The sequence below is a fragment of the Luteibacter yeojuensis genome (assembly GCF_000964085.1).
GTDB lineage: Bacteria > Pseudomonadota > Gammaproteobacteria > Xanthomonadales > Rhodanobacteraceae > Luteibacter > Luteibacter yeojuensis_A.
The window spans coordinates 18,265-33,542 of sequence record NZ_JZRB01000025.1 but is presented as its reverse complement, the minus strand read 5'-3'; the positions used below and the strand labels follow the sequence as shown (position 1 = coordinate 33,542).

The 15,278-nt window shown below is 68.3% G+C and carries 14 protein-coding genes and 1 tRNA gene; 7 read left to right on the top strand and 8 right to left on the bottom strand.

All coding sequences use genetic code 11. From position 1 onward, the window contains the following. The first annotated feature begins 21 nt into the window (after window positions 1-21). Window positions 22-792 (top strand): YkgJ family cysteine cluster protein, encoded by a 771-nt coding sequence (locus VI08_RS12050; protein ID WP_045829837.1) that lies wholly within the window; start codon window positions 22-24, stop codon window positions 790-792. Here the strand turns inward: VI08_RS12050 and VI08_RS12045 are convergent. After that, window positions 789-1,265 (bottom strand): hypothetical protein, encoded by a 477-nt coding sequence (locus VI08_RS12045; protein WP_045829836.1) that lies wholly within the window; start codon window positions 1,263-1,265, stop codon window positions 789-791. The genes VI08_RS12050 and VI08_RS12045 overlap by 4 nt on opposite strands. A 104-nt stretch (window positions 1,266-1,369) precedes the next feature. Between VI08_RS12045 and VI08_RS12040 the strand changes: the two genes are divergently transcribed. Together VI08_RS12040 and VI08_RS12035 are read left to right on the top strand one after the other, a co-directional pair. After that, the gene (locus VI08_RS12040; protein ID WP_045829835.1) at window positions 1,370-2,407 is read left to right on the top strand and encodes a Dyp-type peroxidase; all 1,038 of its coding nucleotides are present in this window, start codon (window positions 1,370-1,372) and stop codon (window positions 2,405-2,407) included. Then, the gene (locus VI08_RS12035; protein WP_045829834.1) at window positions 2,400-3,200 is read left to right on the top strand and encodes a family 1 encapsulin nanocompartment shell protein; all 801 of its coding nucleotides are present in this window, start codon (window positions 2,400-2,402) and stop codon (window positions 3,198-3,200) included. The genes VI08_RS12040 and VI08_RS12035 overlap by 8 nt, the downstream gene beginning before the upstream one ends. A 15-nt stretch (window positions 3,201-3,215) precedes the next feature. Here the strand turns inward: VI08_RS12035 and VI08_RS12030 are convergent, their stop codons facing one another. The 3 genes from VI08_RS12030 to VI08_RS12020 are packed head-to-tail and all read right to left on the bottom strand — an operon-like array spanning window position 3,216 to window position 4,668. Continuing rightward, window positions 3,216-4,076, bottom strand: a complete 861-nt coding sequence (locus VI08_RS12030; protein WP_232309540.1) for an SDR family oxidoreductase — start codon at window positions 4,074-4,076, stop codon at window positions 3,216-3,218. Next, complete coding sequence (locus tag VI08_RS12025; protein WP_045829833.1) at window positions 4,073-4,285, bottom strand: hypothetical protein; 213 nt, start codon at window positions 4,283-4,285, stop codon at window positions 4,073-4,075. The genes VI08_RS12030 and VI08_RS12025 overlap by 4 nt, the downstream gene beginning before the upstream one ends. Next, window positions 4,285-4,668 (bottom strand): hypothetical protein, encoded by a 384-nt coding sequence (locus VI08_RS12020; RefSeq protein WP_045829832.1) that lies wholly within the window; start codon window positions 4,666-4,668, stop codon window positions 4,285-4,287. Before VI08_RS12020 ends, VI08_RS12025 begins: the two co-directional genes overlap by 1 nt. Window positions 4,669-4,828: 160 nt before the next feature. Here VI08_RS12020 and VI08_RS12015 point away from each other — a divergent pair, with 160 nt between their 5' ends. Then, window positions 4,829-6,373, top strand: coding sequence for a DHA2 family efflux MFS transporter permease subunit (locus VI08_RS12015; protein ID WP_045829831.1), 1,545 nt, complete (start codon window positions 4,829-4,831; stop codon window positions 6,371-6,373). A gap of 96 nt (window positions 6,374-6,469) precedes the next feature. Beyond that, the gene (locus VI08_RS20885) at window positions 6,470-7,225 is read left to right on the top strand and encodes an energy transducer TonB (protein ID WP_052697855.1); all 756 of its coding nucleotides are present in this window, start codon (window positions 6,470-6,472) and stop codon (window positions 7,223-7,225) included. Here the strand turns inward: VI08_RS20885 and VI08_RS12005 are convergent. Then, window positions 7,192-10,194, bottom strand: coding sequence for a TonB-dependent receptor (locus tag VI08_RS12005; protein ID WP_084621471.1), 3,003 nt, complete (start codon window positions 10,192-10,194; stop codon window positions 7,192-7,194). The genes VI08_RS20885 and VI08_RS12005 overlap by 34 nt on opposite strands. 374 nt (window positions 10,195-10,568) lie before the next feature. Between VI08_RS12005 and VI08_RS22245 the strand changes: the two genes are divergently transcribed. Together VI08_RS22245 and selD are read left to right on the top strand one after the other, a co-directional pair. Next, the gene (locus tag VI08_RS22245) at window positions 10,569-10,739 is read left to right on the top strand and encodes a hypothetical protein (RefSeq protein WP_232309539.1); all 171 of its coding nucleotides are present in this window, start codon (window positions 10,569-10,571) and stop codon (window positions 10,737-10,739) included. 34 nt (window positions 10,740-10,773) lie between these two features. Next, window positions 10,774-11,826, top strand: a complete 1,053-nt coding sequence (gene selD / locus VI08_RS11995) for a selenide, water dikinase SelD (RefSeq protein WP_045829829.1) — start codon at window positions 10,774-10,776, stop codon at window positions 11,824-11,826. A 9-nt stretch (window positions 11,827-11,835) separates the two neighbouring features. On the opposite strand, the gene VI08_RS11990 is transcribed toward selD, so the two are convergent. From VI08_RS11990 to selA, 3 genes are all read right to left on the bottom strand, one after another. Beyond that, window positions 11,836-11,931, bottom strand: a tRNA-Sec gene (locus tag VI08_RS11990). Further along, window positions 11,884-13,851, bottom strand: coding sequence for a selenocysteine-specific translation elongation factor (gene selB / locus VI08_RS22560; RefSeq protein ID WP_084621483.1), 1,968 nt, complete (start codon window positions 13,849-13,851; stop codon window positions 11,884-11,886). The genes VI08_RS11990 and selB overlap by 48 nt, the downstream gene beginning before the upstream one ends. Continuing rightward, on the bottom strand, window positions 13,848-15,254 hold the full coding sequence (selA, locus tag VI08_RS11965; protein ID WP_045829824.1) for an L-seryl-tRNA(Sec) selenium transferase: 1,407 nt from the start codon (window positions 15,252-15,254) through the stop codon (window positions 13,848-13,850). Before selA ends, selB begins: the two co-directional genes overlap by 4 nt. Between the last annotated feature and the right edge of the window lie 24 nt (window positions 15,255-15,278).

Below are 15,278 nucleotides of genomic sequence, written 5' to 3'. Positions count from 1 at the left end.
ATCGCCCATGGGTCGCCCACGATGCCCCTTCATTTTTCCTGCACCATGTGCGGCCGCTGCTGCCATGGGTTGCGCTTGCCGCTCAGCCTTGCCGAGTCGCTGACGTGGATCGAGAACGGCGGGAGCGTCGAGGTCTTCTGCGAAGCCATCCCGTGGCCGGAAGAACCCGCCGCCGACAACGGCCTTGCATGGCACAAGCGCAAACGCTCGTTCCTTGCCGCCAGCGGCAGCCTCCCGGTACGCGTCATCGTCACCCTGGTCGCAAGTTTTTCCGGTGCCTGCCCGAACCTGCGCGAGGACATGGGCTGCGGCATCTACGAGCGCCGGCCCACGGCGTGCCGCGTTTACCCTGCGGAGGTAAATCCATTCATCAGCGTCGACCCGGCGATCAAGCTGTGCCCGCCCGAGGCATGGCAGCAGCGCGAGGTGCTGCAGAACGACGACGGCACATGGGCTGACCCCGTGGTCGCCGCCGCTGTCGTGCGCCGTCGCGAGGATGACTACGAGGAGGCGATGGCCAAGGGTGACCTTTGCGCACGCCTCGGGATCACGGAGGCGGGCCTCAGCAACGAGGGCACCGTGGTGTATTCGCCGGCGCCGGCGCACCTGAGGGAGGCACTGGAAGCCACGCTGGCGGCCCGTGCCACCACCGGCACCGAGCACGCGCCACCCTGGACCCTCGTCTCACACCGGCTGCGCACCATGTGGCTGCTCGAGTCCGCGGGCGCCCGTGCCACGCAATCGGTGGACCTTGCGGAAGGCCGCCGCTTCGTGGCGTTCGTCGACGCTTAGGGCGACGGCGTTGCCCCCTGGTGGTGCAGGTGCGTGTTACCGGCCGCGCCGCGGCGCGAGGCTTCGATGGCCCGGTTTACGTCGCGCGCGGTGCCGTCGGGCGTGGCGAGCGCTTCATCGCCGGCTTCCCCGGCGTTGAGTTCGCCGTCGGCGATCACCGACTCGGCACCGCCTTCTTCCATCATGGCGCGCAGGCTGAGGTCGCTCCATCCGCTGCCGGCGACAACCGTGACCACGCTGTTGCCGATCGCCTCGGGCCGCCCCGAGGCCAGCGCCGCGATGAGTTTCCTGCGCAGCTCGCCGGTGGTGTGGTCGGCCTTGTCGTCAGCGTGGCCGCCGCGGATCGGCAGGCCGCGGAAGTCGTCTTCGTTGAGGGTGAACACGTGCTCGCGCGGCACGCCGCGGCCCAGCAGCCGGCTGACCACCGAGGCCGCTTCGCCCTGGTTCCTGAAATAGCCCGTGACATGGCGCATGGCAGCTCCCCGGGACGCGAATGGCGAGGCGCGTGTTTTAGCACTTGCCACGCCATGGGCGCGTGACGGATGCTCGGCGTCTGTAACCCGACAAGGCCTGTCCCGTGGCGAATGTAGTCCCGCAGCCGGTGGTGGCCACGCTCTCGCGATCGGCCATGTTCCTGGTGCTGACCGTGAACCCGGGCACGGCGGCCGCCGGGGCCGTGCGCGGCATATGCGGTGACCTGGCCGGCCTGCTGCGGGCCGTGGGTTTCCGCGATCTGGACGGCCAGCTTTCCTGCGTCATGGCGTTCGGCTCCTCGGTGTGGGACCGCCTGTTCGCCGGCCCGCGCCCTGCCGAGCTCCACCCGTTCCGGGAGATCAATGGCGTGCACCACGCGCCCTCGACCCCCGGCGACGTGCTGCTCCACATCCGGGCGCGGCGCATGGATCTTTGCTTCGAACTGGCCACGCAGGTGCTTGCCAGGCTGGAGGGTGCCGTGCAGGTGGTGGACGAGGTGCATGGCTTCAAGTACTTCGACGACCGCGACCTCATCGGTTTCGTCGATGGCACCGAAAACCCCGTGGGCATCGAAGCCGTGGAGGCGGCGGTGGTCGCCGACGAAGACCCGGCGTTCGCGGGCGGCAGCTACGTCATCGTGCAGAAATACTTCCACGACCTGAAGCGCTGGAACGAGGTGCCGGTCGAGGCGCAGGAGAAAATCGTCGGGCGGCACAAGCTTTCGGATATCGAACTCGACGACGCGGCCAAGCCCTCATACGCCCATAACAACCTCACCACCATCGTCGAAAACGGCGAGGAACTGGATATCGTTCGCGACAACATGCCGTTCGGCGACGTCGGCAAGGGCGAGTTCGGTACGTATTTCATCGGCTACGCGCGCTCGCCTTCGCGGACGGAAAAGATGCTCGACAACATGTTCGTCGGTAATCCGCCGGGCAACTACGACCGCCTGCTCGATTTCAGTACCGCCAGGACGGGTTGCCTCTTCTTCGTGCCGGCCGCCAGCTTCCTTGCCGCCATTCCGGACGCACCGGGCGCGACGGGTGCAAGCCCCGATCCTGACACCAACGGCACCGGCAGCGCGGGCGATGGCTCGCTGGGTATCGGTGCCATCCGCATGGAGAACACCGATGGGTAACCTTTTCCGAGAGCTCGCGCCCATCAGCGGTGGCGCGTGGAAGCAGATCGACGACGAAGCCACCCGCACGCTGAAGGAATACATGGCCGCCCGGCGCATGGTCGATGTCATCGGCCCGCGTGGCTACGATTACGGCGGCGTGGCCACGGGCCACGTCCGTGAGGTGGCGGCGCCGGGGGAGGGTATCCGTGCGTTGCAGCGCCAGGTGGCCTCGCTGGTGGAGTTGCGCGTGCCGTTCACGCTTTCGCGCGATGAACTGGATGGCGTGGCGCGTGGTTCGAACGACCCTGACCTGCAGCCGCTGAAGGATGCCGCGAAGGCGCTGGCGTTTGCCGAGGACCGCGCGGTGTTCGATGGCTACAAGGCGGGTGGCATCACGGGTATCCGCGAAGCCACCGACAACAAGCCGGTCGCCTTGCCTGCCGACATCGCGGCGTACCCGCGCGCGGTGGCCAAGGCGTTGAGCGAACTGCGGCTGGCGGGCGTGAATGGCCCGTACCGGCTCGCGCTGGGGGCCAGGGCGTACGCCGCACTGAACGGGGCCACCGACGAGGGCTACCCGGTGTACCGCGAGCTGCACGGCATGCTCAACGGAGGCATCGTGTGGGCGCCCGCCATCGAGGGTGGCCTGCTGGTGACGGCGCGCGGCGGTGACTACGAACTGCACCTGGGCCAGGACGTGTCGATCGGCTATGACACCCACGACGCCAGTTCAGTGCGCCTCTATTTGCAGGAAAGCTTTACCTTCCTGCCGTTGACGGCCGAAGCGTCGGTGGACCTCGCCACGAACTGAGGGCCGCCGGGCGGATCATAGGCCGCCCGCGACGTCGAGAATGGAGCCCGTGGTGTACGAGGCCTCGTCGGAAAGAAGCCAGACGATGGCGGTGGCGATTTCGTGCGCCCGGCCAGGCCGGCCGAGCGGCACCGTGGCCCCGCGGCGCCATGCGCGATCCGGCTGGCCGCCGCTGGCGTGGATATCGGTATCGGTGATGCCCGGGCGCACCGCATTGACGCGGACGCCCCGGCTGGCCATCTCCCTGGCAAGGCCGATGGTGAGCGTATCGATGGCCCCCTTGGAGCCGGCGTAGTCGACGTATTCGTTGGGCGAACCCAGGCGCGCGGCGGCGGACGACACGTTGACGATGGCACCGCCCGGGCCGCCACGATCGGTGGCGATACGGCGCACCGCTTCGCGCGCGCAGAGGTAGGAGCCCAGGATGTTCGTGTCGAACATGGTGCGGAGGCGTGCGATATCCATGTCGGCAAGGGGGGCGGCAGGCGCGACGATACCGGCGTTGTTGACGAGCGCGGTGACCGGGCCGAAGGCCTCCGCCAGGCTGTCGAAGAGCGTGATGACATCCGTTTCCCGGGTGATGTCGCCCCGCAGGCCCACGGCGGAGCCGCCCGCATGCCGGATGGCCGCGACGACCTCGTCGGCGGCATCGGTATCGCGCGCGTAGTTGACCCCCACCTTCCAGCCTTGCGACGCGGCCAGTTCGGCGGTGGCGCGGCCGATGCCGCGGCTGCCGCCCGTCACCAGCACGACGCGGTGCGGGCGCTCCCATTGCAGATTCGTCATTTCGCTCATGAAGGACAGGATGTCGACGTCGTGGAAATTGTCAAATGCGAGCTGGGCGGCGTGGGCCACCGGGTAGGCGCGGGCAGTCATGCGCTGAAGAACACGGTGGAGACGATGGTGACCAGCGCGTACAGCGCGAGCAGGGCGCCAAGGCCGTTGACCAGGAGGTTGCGGTGGGGAGAGAACGGGTGCGCGGCCACGTGGTAGTGCATGCGGACCGGCGTGGCGACGCGGTAGACCCGTACGGTGTACGGCGAGCGCCAGGTGGCAGGCTTGGCGATGGGCGTGTGCTCGTTCATCAGGAGAAGCTCCATGCTTGGTAGTGGACGAAGGCGAACGTGGCCGAGGCCGCCACGTAGGCCGTTAGCGAAAGCCGCCACAGATTCCGCCCGCCAGGCGGCGTATCTGGGTAGGGGACCGGCTCCATGGCACCAACCACTGCCCACATGGCGGAGACAATGATCAGCAGGACCAAAAGCCCCCGGACAATGGGCCAGCCGGCAGGCACTTCGAGGAGTGCCGCGGAGCAGAGGGCGATGGTCGACCATCCGAGTTGACCGTCCTTCACCATGAGAAAGGGATGCACATCACGCCTGCGGTTCCATTTGACGGCCCAAAGAAGCCAGAAGAAGAATGCGGGCGTAACACCAGGCACAACCAGCGTTACGATGAACCAAGCCATGCGCGTGCCCCCTGTGTGGTCTCCGCATAGCGTGGCAAACACGATGGGACGACCATAGCCGCGTTTTCAGGCGTGTCGCGTAGGCCCGCACCGACACGTTGCGTAGGCGGCATCCGAGCCTGTGTCAGCCCGCCGTGGCCGGACGCGCTATGCTCAACCCATGACGCCGGCCACCGCCATCACAGGCACCGATACCGCCGTGGATTGCAGTGAGGCGGCGCGGCGCTGGACGCTCGTGGCCGCCATCGTTGGGTCCGGCATGGCGTTCATGGATGGCACGATCGTCAACGTGGCGCTTCCCGCCATCCAGCACGCCATGGACGCCACCACGGCCGACGCGCAATGGGTGATGGAGTCGTACGCACTCCTGGTATCGGCGCTGTTGCTCGTGGGCGGCGTGCTGGGTGACCGCCTGGGCCGGCGCAAGGTGTTCGCCATCGGCGCGGTGGTGTTCACACTGGCGTCGGCGGCTTGCGCGGCATCGCCGGGTATCGGCGCGCTCATCGTCGCGCGGGGCATCCAGGGCCTGGGGGCCGCATTGCTCGTGCCGGGCAGCCTCTCGCTCATCACATCCGCCTACCCGAAGCAGCGACGTGGCAGGGCCATCGGCACGTGGTCGGCGTTCAGCGGCGTCACCGCGGCGCTAGGCCCGGTGCTGGGTGGGTTCCTCGTCGAACACGTGTCATGGCACTGGGCCTTCCTGATCAACCTGCCGCTGGGTGTCGCACTGGTCGCGTTGTGCCGGTGGCGCGTACCGGAAAGCCGGGGCGCCGAGTCGGGGCGGGTCGATATCGCCGGTGCGCTGTTGGCCACGCTGGGCCTGGCGGGCGTGGTCTACGCCTTGATCGAGGCACCCCTCCACGGTTGGCTCGCACCGGCTGTCGTCGGCGCGGCGGTCGTGGCCGCCGTCGCGCTCATGGCGTTCATCATGGTCGAGCGGCGGGTTGCGTCGCCCATGCTCCCCCTGGCGCTGTTCCGCGACCGCAACTTCGCCGGCGCGAACCTGCTGACGCTGCTGCTGTATGCGTCGCTTGGCGGCAGCATGTTCTTCGTGCCGCTGAACCTGATCCAGGTGCAGGGCTACGGCGCGACGGCGGCCGGCGCGTCGCTGCTGCCCTTCGTCGTGATCATGTTCGTGCTGTCACGCGTCGCGGGGCGCCTCGTGGAGGTGGTGGGTGCACGGCTTCCGCTCATCATCGGCCCGCTGGTCGCCTCGGGTGGTTTCGCGCTCTACATCGTGCCCGGGGTGGGCGGCTCGTACTGGGCCACCTTCTTTCCTGCGTCCATCGTGCTCGGCCTCGGCATGAGCATCACCATCGCGCCATTGACCACGACCGTGATGAACGCCCTGGAACCTGGCTTGGCGGGCACGGCATCGGGCGTCAACAATGCGGTCTCGCGCGTCGCGGGGCTGGTGGCCATCGCCGTGTTCGGCGTCGTGCTTACCCATGCGTTCGATGGCGCCCTGCAGGTGAACCTTGCCGGCTTGCACCTGTCACCCGCCACGGTCGATGCCATCATGGCGCAGCGGGCGAAACTGGCGGGCATCGATGTGCCGACGGGCGCCGGGGCCGCGACAACGGCGATACGTTCCGCATTCGTCACGGGCTTTCGCGCCGTGATGGTCGTCTCGACCGTGCTGGCCGCGCTCTCCGCCGTGGCGGCCGCGCTCATGATCCGCGATGCGCCCAGTCGCCATGCATAGGCCATCCGGGCTAACCCAAGGTCGTGGCTGACGCGCGCAGGCGAGCCGATAGAATCCTTGCAAGGGCGAGCCGCGTGGTCTCGCGCGGGAGGAGCCATGCGCGCCGTCGTATCGTTGTGCACGGGATGCCTGGCGATCGCGTCGGTTTGCGGCGCGGCTGCCACCGGTCATGACGGCGAAGGCGTGCTCACGCGTGCCTCCGCGGCAGCCCTGTCGACGGTCGGCGTGCAATACACCCGCGTGCTGCATGCCGGCGCCGGCATGGATAACACCCTGGCCATCATCCGCCACTGCGAAGCGCTGGCGCCGCCCGCGGACATGGATGCGATGGTGGTGAGCGGCGTGGTCACGGCCGGGGGTGCCCTGGCCAGCGCCCGGGTCATGCCCGATACGATGTTCACCCGGTGCTTCCTGGCCCGTTATGCGGGCCAGCGGTTCCCCGCGTTGCCGGCGCCCGCGACCGAGCTGCCGGTGGCGCTGCTCATCGACACCGCCACGGGCCATGCAAGCAACCCATTCACCCATGTTTCAAGGACGGACCGCCACGGCGCCATCACGGAGGCGAGCATGCCGATCTACGCCCCACGCCCGGTTTACCCGCAGGCGGCGCTTGATGACGGGGCCACCGGCAAGGCCATGGTACTCATCGTGTTCGGCAGCCTGGGCACGCCCACCGACGTGCGCATGATGGCGAGCACGGGCGACCCGCGGCTGGACAAGGCCGCGCTGGACGCGACCCGCCAATGGGTGTTCCGGCCCACGCTGGGCCGGCCCCTGAGCATCAAGGTGCCCATCTCGTTCCAGTTGCCAACCGCGGATCAGAAATCGTACGTCACGCCAAACCGCACGTAACGCGGCAGTTGGCGCACCTGCGCCTGGCCATACTGTGGGTCGGCCACGCCGGGATCGGTCTGCGAATACGGATAGATGTTGAGCGGGCGCTGCTCGTTGGCCACGTTGAACACACTGGCGGTGAAGGCCAGCTTGCCGTCCGCGAAGGCCGGGCGGTAAGTGGTGCCGATGTCGAGCTGGCGGATCCACGGCAGCCTGCCTTGCGACCCCGGCGGCGACGGCTTGCCATCGCAGTAGTGGTACGAGCCGCCGTATTTGCCCGGGTCTGTGAAATCCGGGCCGTAATAGCCCAGGCAGATCTTTGGCGAGCCCGAAACAAGGCTGAGGTTGGCGGAAACCAGCCACTCCGGCGTGACCTGGTAGTAGCCGTAGAGCTTCAACTGGTGGCGGTGGTCGTTGTTCGTGACGCCGTTGGTGTGCTCCATGATGAAGCTGTTGTCCCAGTCTTCGCTGGTCGACGCGGCGGTCTGCTGCAGGTCGGAACGGAGCTGGCCCTCGGTATTGCCGTAGCTGCGCGAGAACACGTAATCGAGCTTCGCGTACCAGGTGCCGTCGAAGGGATGCTCGAGGAAGCCTTCCAGCGCGTAGTAGCGGCGTTTCAGGCTTTGGAAGCCAAGCTCCTTGTTGCTGAGCGGTACGCTCACGTCGTTGCCGTTGACGTCGATCAGCGTGAAGGTGTTGGCGCGCCCCGGGTTGAACAGGTAGCAGCTGTTCGTCGCCGCCACGTCGTAGCCGAGCGCGGCGGCCTTGGCGGTGATGCGGTCGACATCGCAGTAATCGTCGATGGCGCTGCGCAGTATGCGTTGCGTCGCCTTGGCGCCGTAGACCCAGTTCGCCCCAGCGGTTTTCTGGAAGCCGAGGATGAATTCATCCTGGTACTCGGATTTGAGGTTCTGCGCGGTGACCGTGCGCGGATCGGGCAGGATGCCGTAGTAGTTGTTCGACGACACCGGCTGCGAGAACGCGGTAAGGCCGGTGGGCAGCCCCTGGGCATCGATGCCGCCGTACGTGAAGTACTGCGACGTGCTCAACGACGCGCCGGCCGCGTTGAGGCCGGGGTTGAGTGGCAGGCCCAGGTAATAGCGGCCGGCGTTGCCGAACACCTTGAAGCTGGCATCTCCGTTCACATCCCAGCTAAACCCGAGGCGCGGCGCCCACTGCGGGCGGTGCTGGGTCACGTAGGCGTCGCCATCGCGGTTGAAGTTCTCGAACTGGTCGTTGCGCAGGCCGAGGGAGAGCAGCCAGCGGTCGCTCACCTGCCACTTGTCCTCGATGTACTGCGCCCGCTGCGTGGCGCGGACGCTGGCCAGCGAACTGACGACGTGGCGTATGGCGTAATAGCCTTGCCCGCCATTGGGGAAGCCGCCGGTAGCCGGCACGCCCAGGCCCGTGGAGATGGGGACGTTCGGGTCGGCCTTGCCGTAGCTCCAGTAATAGCCGCCCGCCGATGCGGTGGAGCCCTGGTCGATGGCCTGGGTGACCTGGTTGTCGATGCCGGCGCTGAGGGTGTGGTCGCCGAGCGTATACGTGACGTCGATGCGCGTGTTGGTGCTGCGGGTGCTGCGACCCGGGTCCACCAGGGTCTGCACCGTCTGGTTGTTGCCGCGGGGCGAACCGCCATTCAACGCGGGATTCTGGTTGATGAGCCCATCGACGTAAGTGAGCGACTCATCATAATCGCCGGGCTGGTCGTACTGGTCGAGCTTCATCTTGCCGTACAGCGCGGATACCGTGAGGTTGTCGGTGATGTAGCCGGTGTACTTCGCCGACCACAGGTCGCCGCCCGTCTTGATGTTGTCGGCCGTGCCGATGCGATCGCCGCGCACGCCGCTGGTGTAGTCGTAATCGTAGATGGTGCCCTGCGTTTCGCGCTTGCTCGAGGCGCTGGTCAGTTCCAGTATGTGGCTGTCGGTGATGTTCCAGTCGAGCTTGCCGTACCAGCGCGGCGAGTCGTAGCGGTAATGCACGTCGGGGCTGACATTGTCGACGGCGTTGTGCGTCACGCCTTCCTCGCGCTCGAATTCGCCGGCAAGGAAGAAGAACAACTTGTCCTTGACCAGTGGGCCACCGACATAGCTGCTCACCGTGGTCACCCAGTCGCGGTTGGGCCGGTTGGGCTTGTACAGCGAGCCCGCCACGGGCGAGGCCGGCAGCCCGTTGGTGTAGTACGTGTTCACCGAATCCGCGCGGGCGAAATCCGGCTCCCAGAGTATCTGCGCGCCATAGTGCCACTCGTTGGTACCGCGCTTGCCCACCTGGTTGATCACGCCGCCATCGGAGCGGCCGTACTGGGCGCTGTAGCCGCCGGTGTAGACCTCTTGCTGGTCGATGGCGCCATAGGGCAGGGAGATGCCACCCAGGCCGCGCTGCGGATCGGTGACGTTATAGCCGTTGATGTAGTAAGCATTCTCGCTGGCGGCGGAGCCACCGAAGCTGTTGAGTCGTTGCCCCGTGGGGCCCGTGTAGCCGCCGCTGTTGGCGATGACGCCGGGCGCGAGCCGGGCCACCTCATCCGCGTTGCGCGCCAGCGGCAGCTTCGCCAGCTGGTCGGCGGTGATGACGCTGCGTGAATCGACCGCGGCGACGTCGATGGCGGGCAGGGCGTTGCCGGTGACCGTGACGGCATCCAGCGCCTGCGCCTCCTGGGCCGCGAACGATACATCGACGGAAGCGCCAACGCGCAGGGCAACGCCGCTGCGCTTCTGCACCTCGGCGCCATTTTTCCTGAGGATGACGGTGTAGTTGCCCAGCGGCAATTGGCCGGCGGCGTAGCGGCCCTTGTCATCCACGGCGACCTCGCGGCTGAGGCCGGAGTCACCCTGGATAAGCACGGTTTCGCCCGCGGCGACCGGCGCCTGGCCGGTGATCGCGCCGGTGGTGGACTGCGCATGGGCTTGGGTGCCGGCGAGGATGGTTGCAACGGCAACGAACAGCCGGCGACGGGTGGCGGTGCTGCGGATCTGCTTCACGTGGGCTTCCCCTTGGGCGCATCGCCGTGTTGCGATGCGGTATGAGTTCCTAGGGATAACGAATAGACGTCTAAATGTCTAGACGTTCAAAGTGATGCGGTCGTCATTTTCGAAACGTTGCGTTTCCCGTGGTGAACGCTGGCCGGGCGAAAAGGCTTCCCACGACGCGGTTATCGGCCTATGGTGTGCGGTTGGGTGCGCCGGGCCGGCTGGCGGCATGGTTTCGCCGGGCCGGGCGGAGTAGGCTTGGCGCTAACTGCCCGCTGCGTCATGCCATGGACCGTGAACCCCACATCCATTGCCCCCTGTGCGGCTGGGAGCCCCGCGTGGACTCCCGCTGGATCTGCGCGCCCGGTGAGCCCGGTTCTGGATGCATGACCCGCTGGAACGTGTTCTGGACGGGCGGTTGTTGCCCCGGCTGTGGGCACGCATGGAAGCTCACGGCGTGCTATGCATGCCACAAGGCAACGCCCCTGGCGCACTGGTACCACTATCCCGACGACGCCGATGCCACGCGCGCGGTGCAGGTGCCGGCTTCCGTCTAGACGCGTGCGGGGCCGGGCGGGGTATGCTCGCCGCATGGACACCCCCACGAACCGTGTTCGCCTTACCGATCTCGCCCACGGCGGCGGCTGCGGCTGCAAGCTGGCACCCGCCGTGTTGCAGGAACTGCTTGCGGGCAAGGCGCCGGCCATGCCTTTCCCGCAGCTGCTCGTCGGCACCGAAAGCAGCGACGATGCGGCCGTATGGCAGGTCGACGACACCACCTGCGTCATCGCCACCACCGATTTCTTCATGCCCGTGGTGGATGATCCGTTCGATTTCGGCCGCATCGCGGCCACCAATGCGCTTTCCGATGTCTACGCGATGGGTGGCAAGCCCATCATGGCGCTGGCCATCCTTGGCATGCCGCTGGGCAAGCTCGACGTGGAGACCGTGCGCGCCATCCTTGCCGGTGGCGAGGCCGTGTGTGCCGAAGCGGGCATCCCCATCGCGGGCGGCCATTCGATCGACTCGGCGGAGCCGATCTACGGTCTCGCCGCCATGGGCCTGTGCAAGCCGGCGGAGGTACGCCGCAACAGCGGTGCGCGCGTGGGCGACGCGTTGATCCTGACCAAGGGCATCGGCGTGGGCGTGTACTCGGCGGCGTTCAAGAAACAGGCGCTCGCGCAGGCGGCCTACGACGAGATGATCGCGTCGACCACGCTGTTGAATCGCGTGGGCCATGCCCTGGCGCAAGACGACCACGTGCACGCGGTCACCGATGTCACCGGTTTTGGTTTGCTGGGCCATGCCCTTGAGATGGCGCGCGGCAGTGGCTGCCGCCTGCGCATCGACGAATCGTCCGTGCCATGGTTGTCGCAGGCGCGTGACTTGATCCAGGCCGGTTTCGTCACCGGCGCGTCGAGGCGCAACTGGGCCAGCTACGGCGATGGCGTCGCGCTGCCTGCCGGCATGCCCGACTGGCGCCGCGACCTGCTGGTCGATCCGCAGACGTCGGGCGGCTTGCTGGTGGCGTGCAGCGCCGATCGCGCCGAGGTCATTCGCGACCAGATCGAAGCGGCGGATTACCCGCGCGCGAGCATCATCGGCCGAGTGGTCGAGGGCGCGCCGGGGGTGGAGGTGGCGTGACGCAACGGGTGGCGGAAGAGAATGGGAGTCGAACCCACCCGAAACAGTCTGGCTGCCTCACCCGGATTTGAAGTCCGGACGCCCCACCGGGGACGAATCTCTTCCAGCGAACAAATCGACATACCCAGGCCGCAGCGTGCGCAACGTGCCGCGATTGAGCATAACACCCTGCCGATCGAGGAATTCGAGGATCTGTATGGCCACCTTGCGGCCATTGTCGAGCCGGTCGCGGAACTGCGCGGCGGTGAATCGGCCATCCGGCGAATGCGCCGCCACGTCGGCGGCGATCATCACCATCTCGTGCACCACGGGGCGCAGGAAGTAGTGGTCGTGCGCTATCTCGTCCGCCAACCCGCGCCGCGCCGCCGACCGCATGCGCTGCCGCACCTCGGCTTCGGGGCGGCCAAGTGACGCGGCGATATCGCGCACGCGCGGCGGGCGGAAGCGTTCATGGCCACCAAGCAGAGGCGCAATGGCGCGCCACGCCGCTTCGTCCTCGGGGCTCGGTGTCGGCACGTGGGCCGCAAGGCGCAGGAAGGCACCGTCGCGCGCGACATGGCGCGCGACATCGGGATGCTGCAGCGCCTGCGTGAACGCCGTGGGCGGCAGGCGTGGCACGATGGATCGGCGTACGGTTTCGCGCGGCAGGCCCTGCTGGTCGGGATGTTCGGCATGGAACGCACCCAGGCGTTCCGCCAGCGCGTCGACGAACGCGCCCCATCGCAGGGCGTTGAGTACGACATGGTCGTCGCCGGTATCGAAGGCGACATGCGCGAGCCCGGGCACCATGCGCGCCATGGCGGTATCGGAGAGGCCGCGGTCGCGCGCGAAGGCCCGCAGGCCGCGGGCATACGGCGGGACATCGAGTAGCCGCGAGACGCTTGCGGCTGCGTCGTGTTCGGCCAGCGCGGCGCGTTCTGCCTCGCGTGCCGGCGTGCGCCGCTGCCGCGACGGTGCGCGCAGGTCGATGAAGAAGCCGCCGCCCACCGTGCGCTGGGCCGTCGTATCGCGCAGCACGAAGCGATCGAGTGACGCCGCGGCGATAGGGCGGTCGAGTACGAGCTGCACGTCGGCCACCTCGCCCGGGTGAAGCTGCTCGCCTTCGAGCAGGACGATGCGCGCGCCGACATCGGCGGCGGCATGGTGCAGGCGGGCAGGGAACCAGGACGCGATGGCGCGCGGCTCGCCGGGCAGCAGGCGAAGGCGCGCGTCGATGCGGTCGGTCGGCGCGTGCAGCGCGGGATCCAGCACCATGTCGCCGCGGCGTATCGCATCCCTGGTGATGCCCGGGCCGGCCAGGTTGAGCGCGACGCGGTCGCCAGCGCAGCCCTCGTCGGCTTCCTGGTTTTGCGCGTGCACGGAACGCACGCGAGCGACGAGCCCGGACGGGCTTAGTACCACCGGATCCTTGACCTGGACGGCACCGGCAAGCACCGTCCCCGTGACGACCACGCCGATGCCCTGCAGCGTAAACACGCGATCGACCGCGAGACGGAAGCGGTCGTCCTCATGGCGCCCAGGGCGCTGCCAGGCCTCGGCCGCCAGGCGTGCGCGCAGTTCGTCGATGCCAAGGCCGGTAACCGCGGAGACAGACACGATGTCGGCATCGGCGAGCGTCGTGCCCGCCAGCGCGCGGCGCACCTCGCGCGCCGCGGCGTCCACGCGTTCCGCCGCCACGGCGTCGGCCTTGCTTAGCGCGACGATGCCACGCTGCACGCCGAGCAGGTCGAGGATGGCGAGGTGCTCGCGGGTCTGCGGCATGACACCGTCGTCCGCCGCCACCACGAGCAGCGCAAGGTCGATGCCGCTGGCACCGGCCACCATCGTGCGTACGAACTTCTCATGGCCCGGCACGTCGATGAAACCTATCGTGGGCCCATCCGGCAGCGGCAGGTAGGCAAAGCCCAGGTCGATGGTGATGCCGCGTGCTTTTTCTTCCTTCAGCCGGTCGCCGGCGACGCCCGTGAGGGCCCGGACCAGCGACGTCTTGCCATGGTCGATGTGCCCGGCCGTGCCGACGATCATGGGGCGAGGGCGTCGAGGTTCGCGAGGAAAAGGGCTTCTTCGGCCTCGTCGAGGCAGCGCAGGTCGAGATGCAAGGCACCGTCGGTGATGCGGCCGATGACGGGGCGCGGCAGCGCGCGCAGCCGCGTGGCCAGGTCCTCGAGCGTGCGCTGGCTACCGGCGGGGTGGAGCGCCAACGCCGCGCTGGCCAGCGTGTCCATGGGCAGGGCGCCCGAGCCGACCTGGCTTGCGCAGTCGCCCACCTCGACCCTGAAGCCCCCGCCAAGGCGGTTGCCGACGGGGTCGCGCAGCCGGGCGGCCTGGGCGGCGATCGCATCGCGCGTGCGGCCAAGGAAACGCAGCGTCGGCAGCCGCTCGGCGAGGCGGTCGGGGTCCTGGTACAAGCGCAGGGTGGCCTCGATGGCGGCGAGGCGGATCTTGTCCACGCGCAGCGCGCGTTTCAGCGGGTTGCGGTTGATCGCTTCGATGAGCGCACCGTCGCCGACGATGAAGCCGGCCTGTGGGCCCCCGAGCAGTTTGTCCCCCGAGAAGGTGACCAGGTTCGCGCCTTCCGCGACGGCTTCGCGGACCGTGGCCTCGCGCGCGAGCCCATGTGCGGAGAGGTCGACGAGGCTGCCTGAGCCAAGGTCGTTGAGCAGCGGCACGCCCGCGCCCGCGGCGATACCCGCGAGCTCGCGCGCGCCGACCTCGGCCGTGAAGCCCTGGATGCGGTAGTTCGAGGTATGCACCTTCAGCACGACGCCGGTGTCGGCGTCCATCGCGCGCTGGTAGTCCGCGGCGTGCGTGCGGTTCGTCGTGCCGACTTCGACCATCAGCGCACCGGCGCGCGCCATGATGTCGGGCATGCGGAAGGCCCCGCCGATCTCGATGAGTTCGCCACGCGAGACGACGGCGCCACGGCCGGCGGCCAGGGTGTTGAGGCAGAGCAGCACGGCGGCCGCGTTGTTGTTCACCAGCGTGGCGTCTTCGGCGCCCGTCAGTTCGCGCAGCAGGCCGCGGACGTGGTCGTCGCGCTCGCCGCGGCCGCCTTCGTCGAGGTCGTATTCCAGGGCGAGCGGATGGCGCATGGCCTCGGTGGCCGCCGCGATGGCGGCCTCGGCCAGTACGGCGCGGCCCAGGTTCGTGTGCAGCACCGTGCCGGTAAGGTTGAAGAGGGGCCGGAGGGTGGAGCGCCGGGCGGCGAGCCAGGCGCCCGCCGCGAACACCACGGCCGCGATATCCGGCACGGCGGTCGCTCCACGAAGGATCGCCGCGCGGGCCTGCTCGAGTACGTGCCGTATGGCCTCGGTGGTTGCCACGCGCCCGTGGACGTCAAGCAGCGGCAGGACGTCCGCTGCCGCCAGCACGGTGGCGACGGCGGGAAGCTGGCGGAGGGCACTGTTCGACGGGTCGGCCATGTCCATGCGCGGCAGCGTAGCCCCATCGCA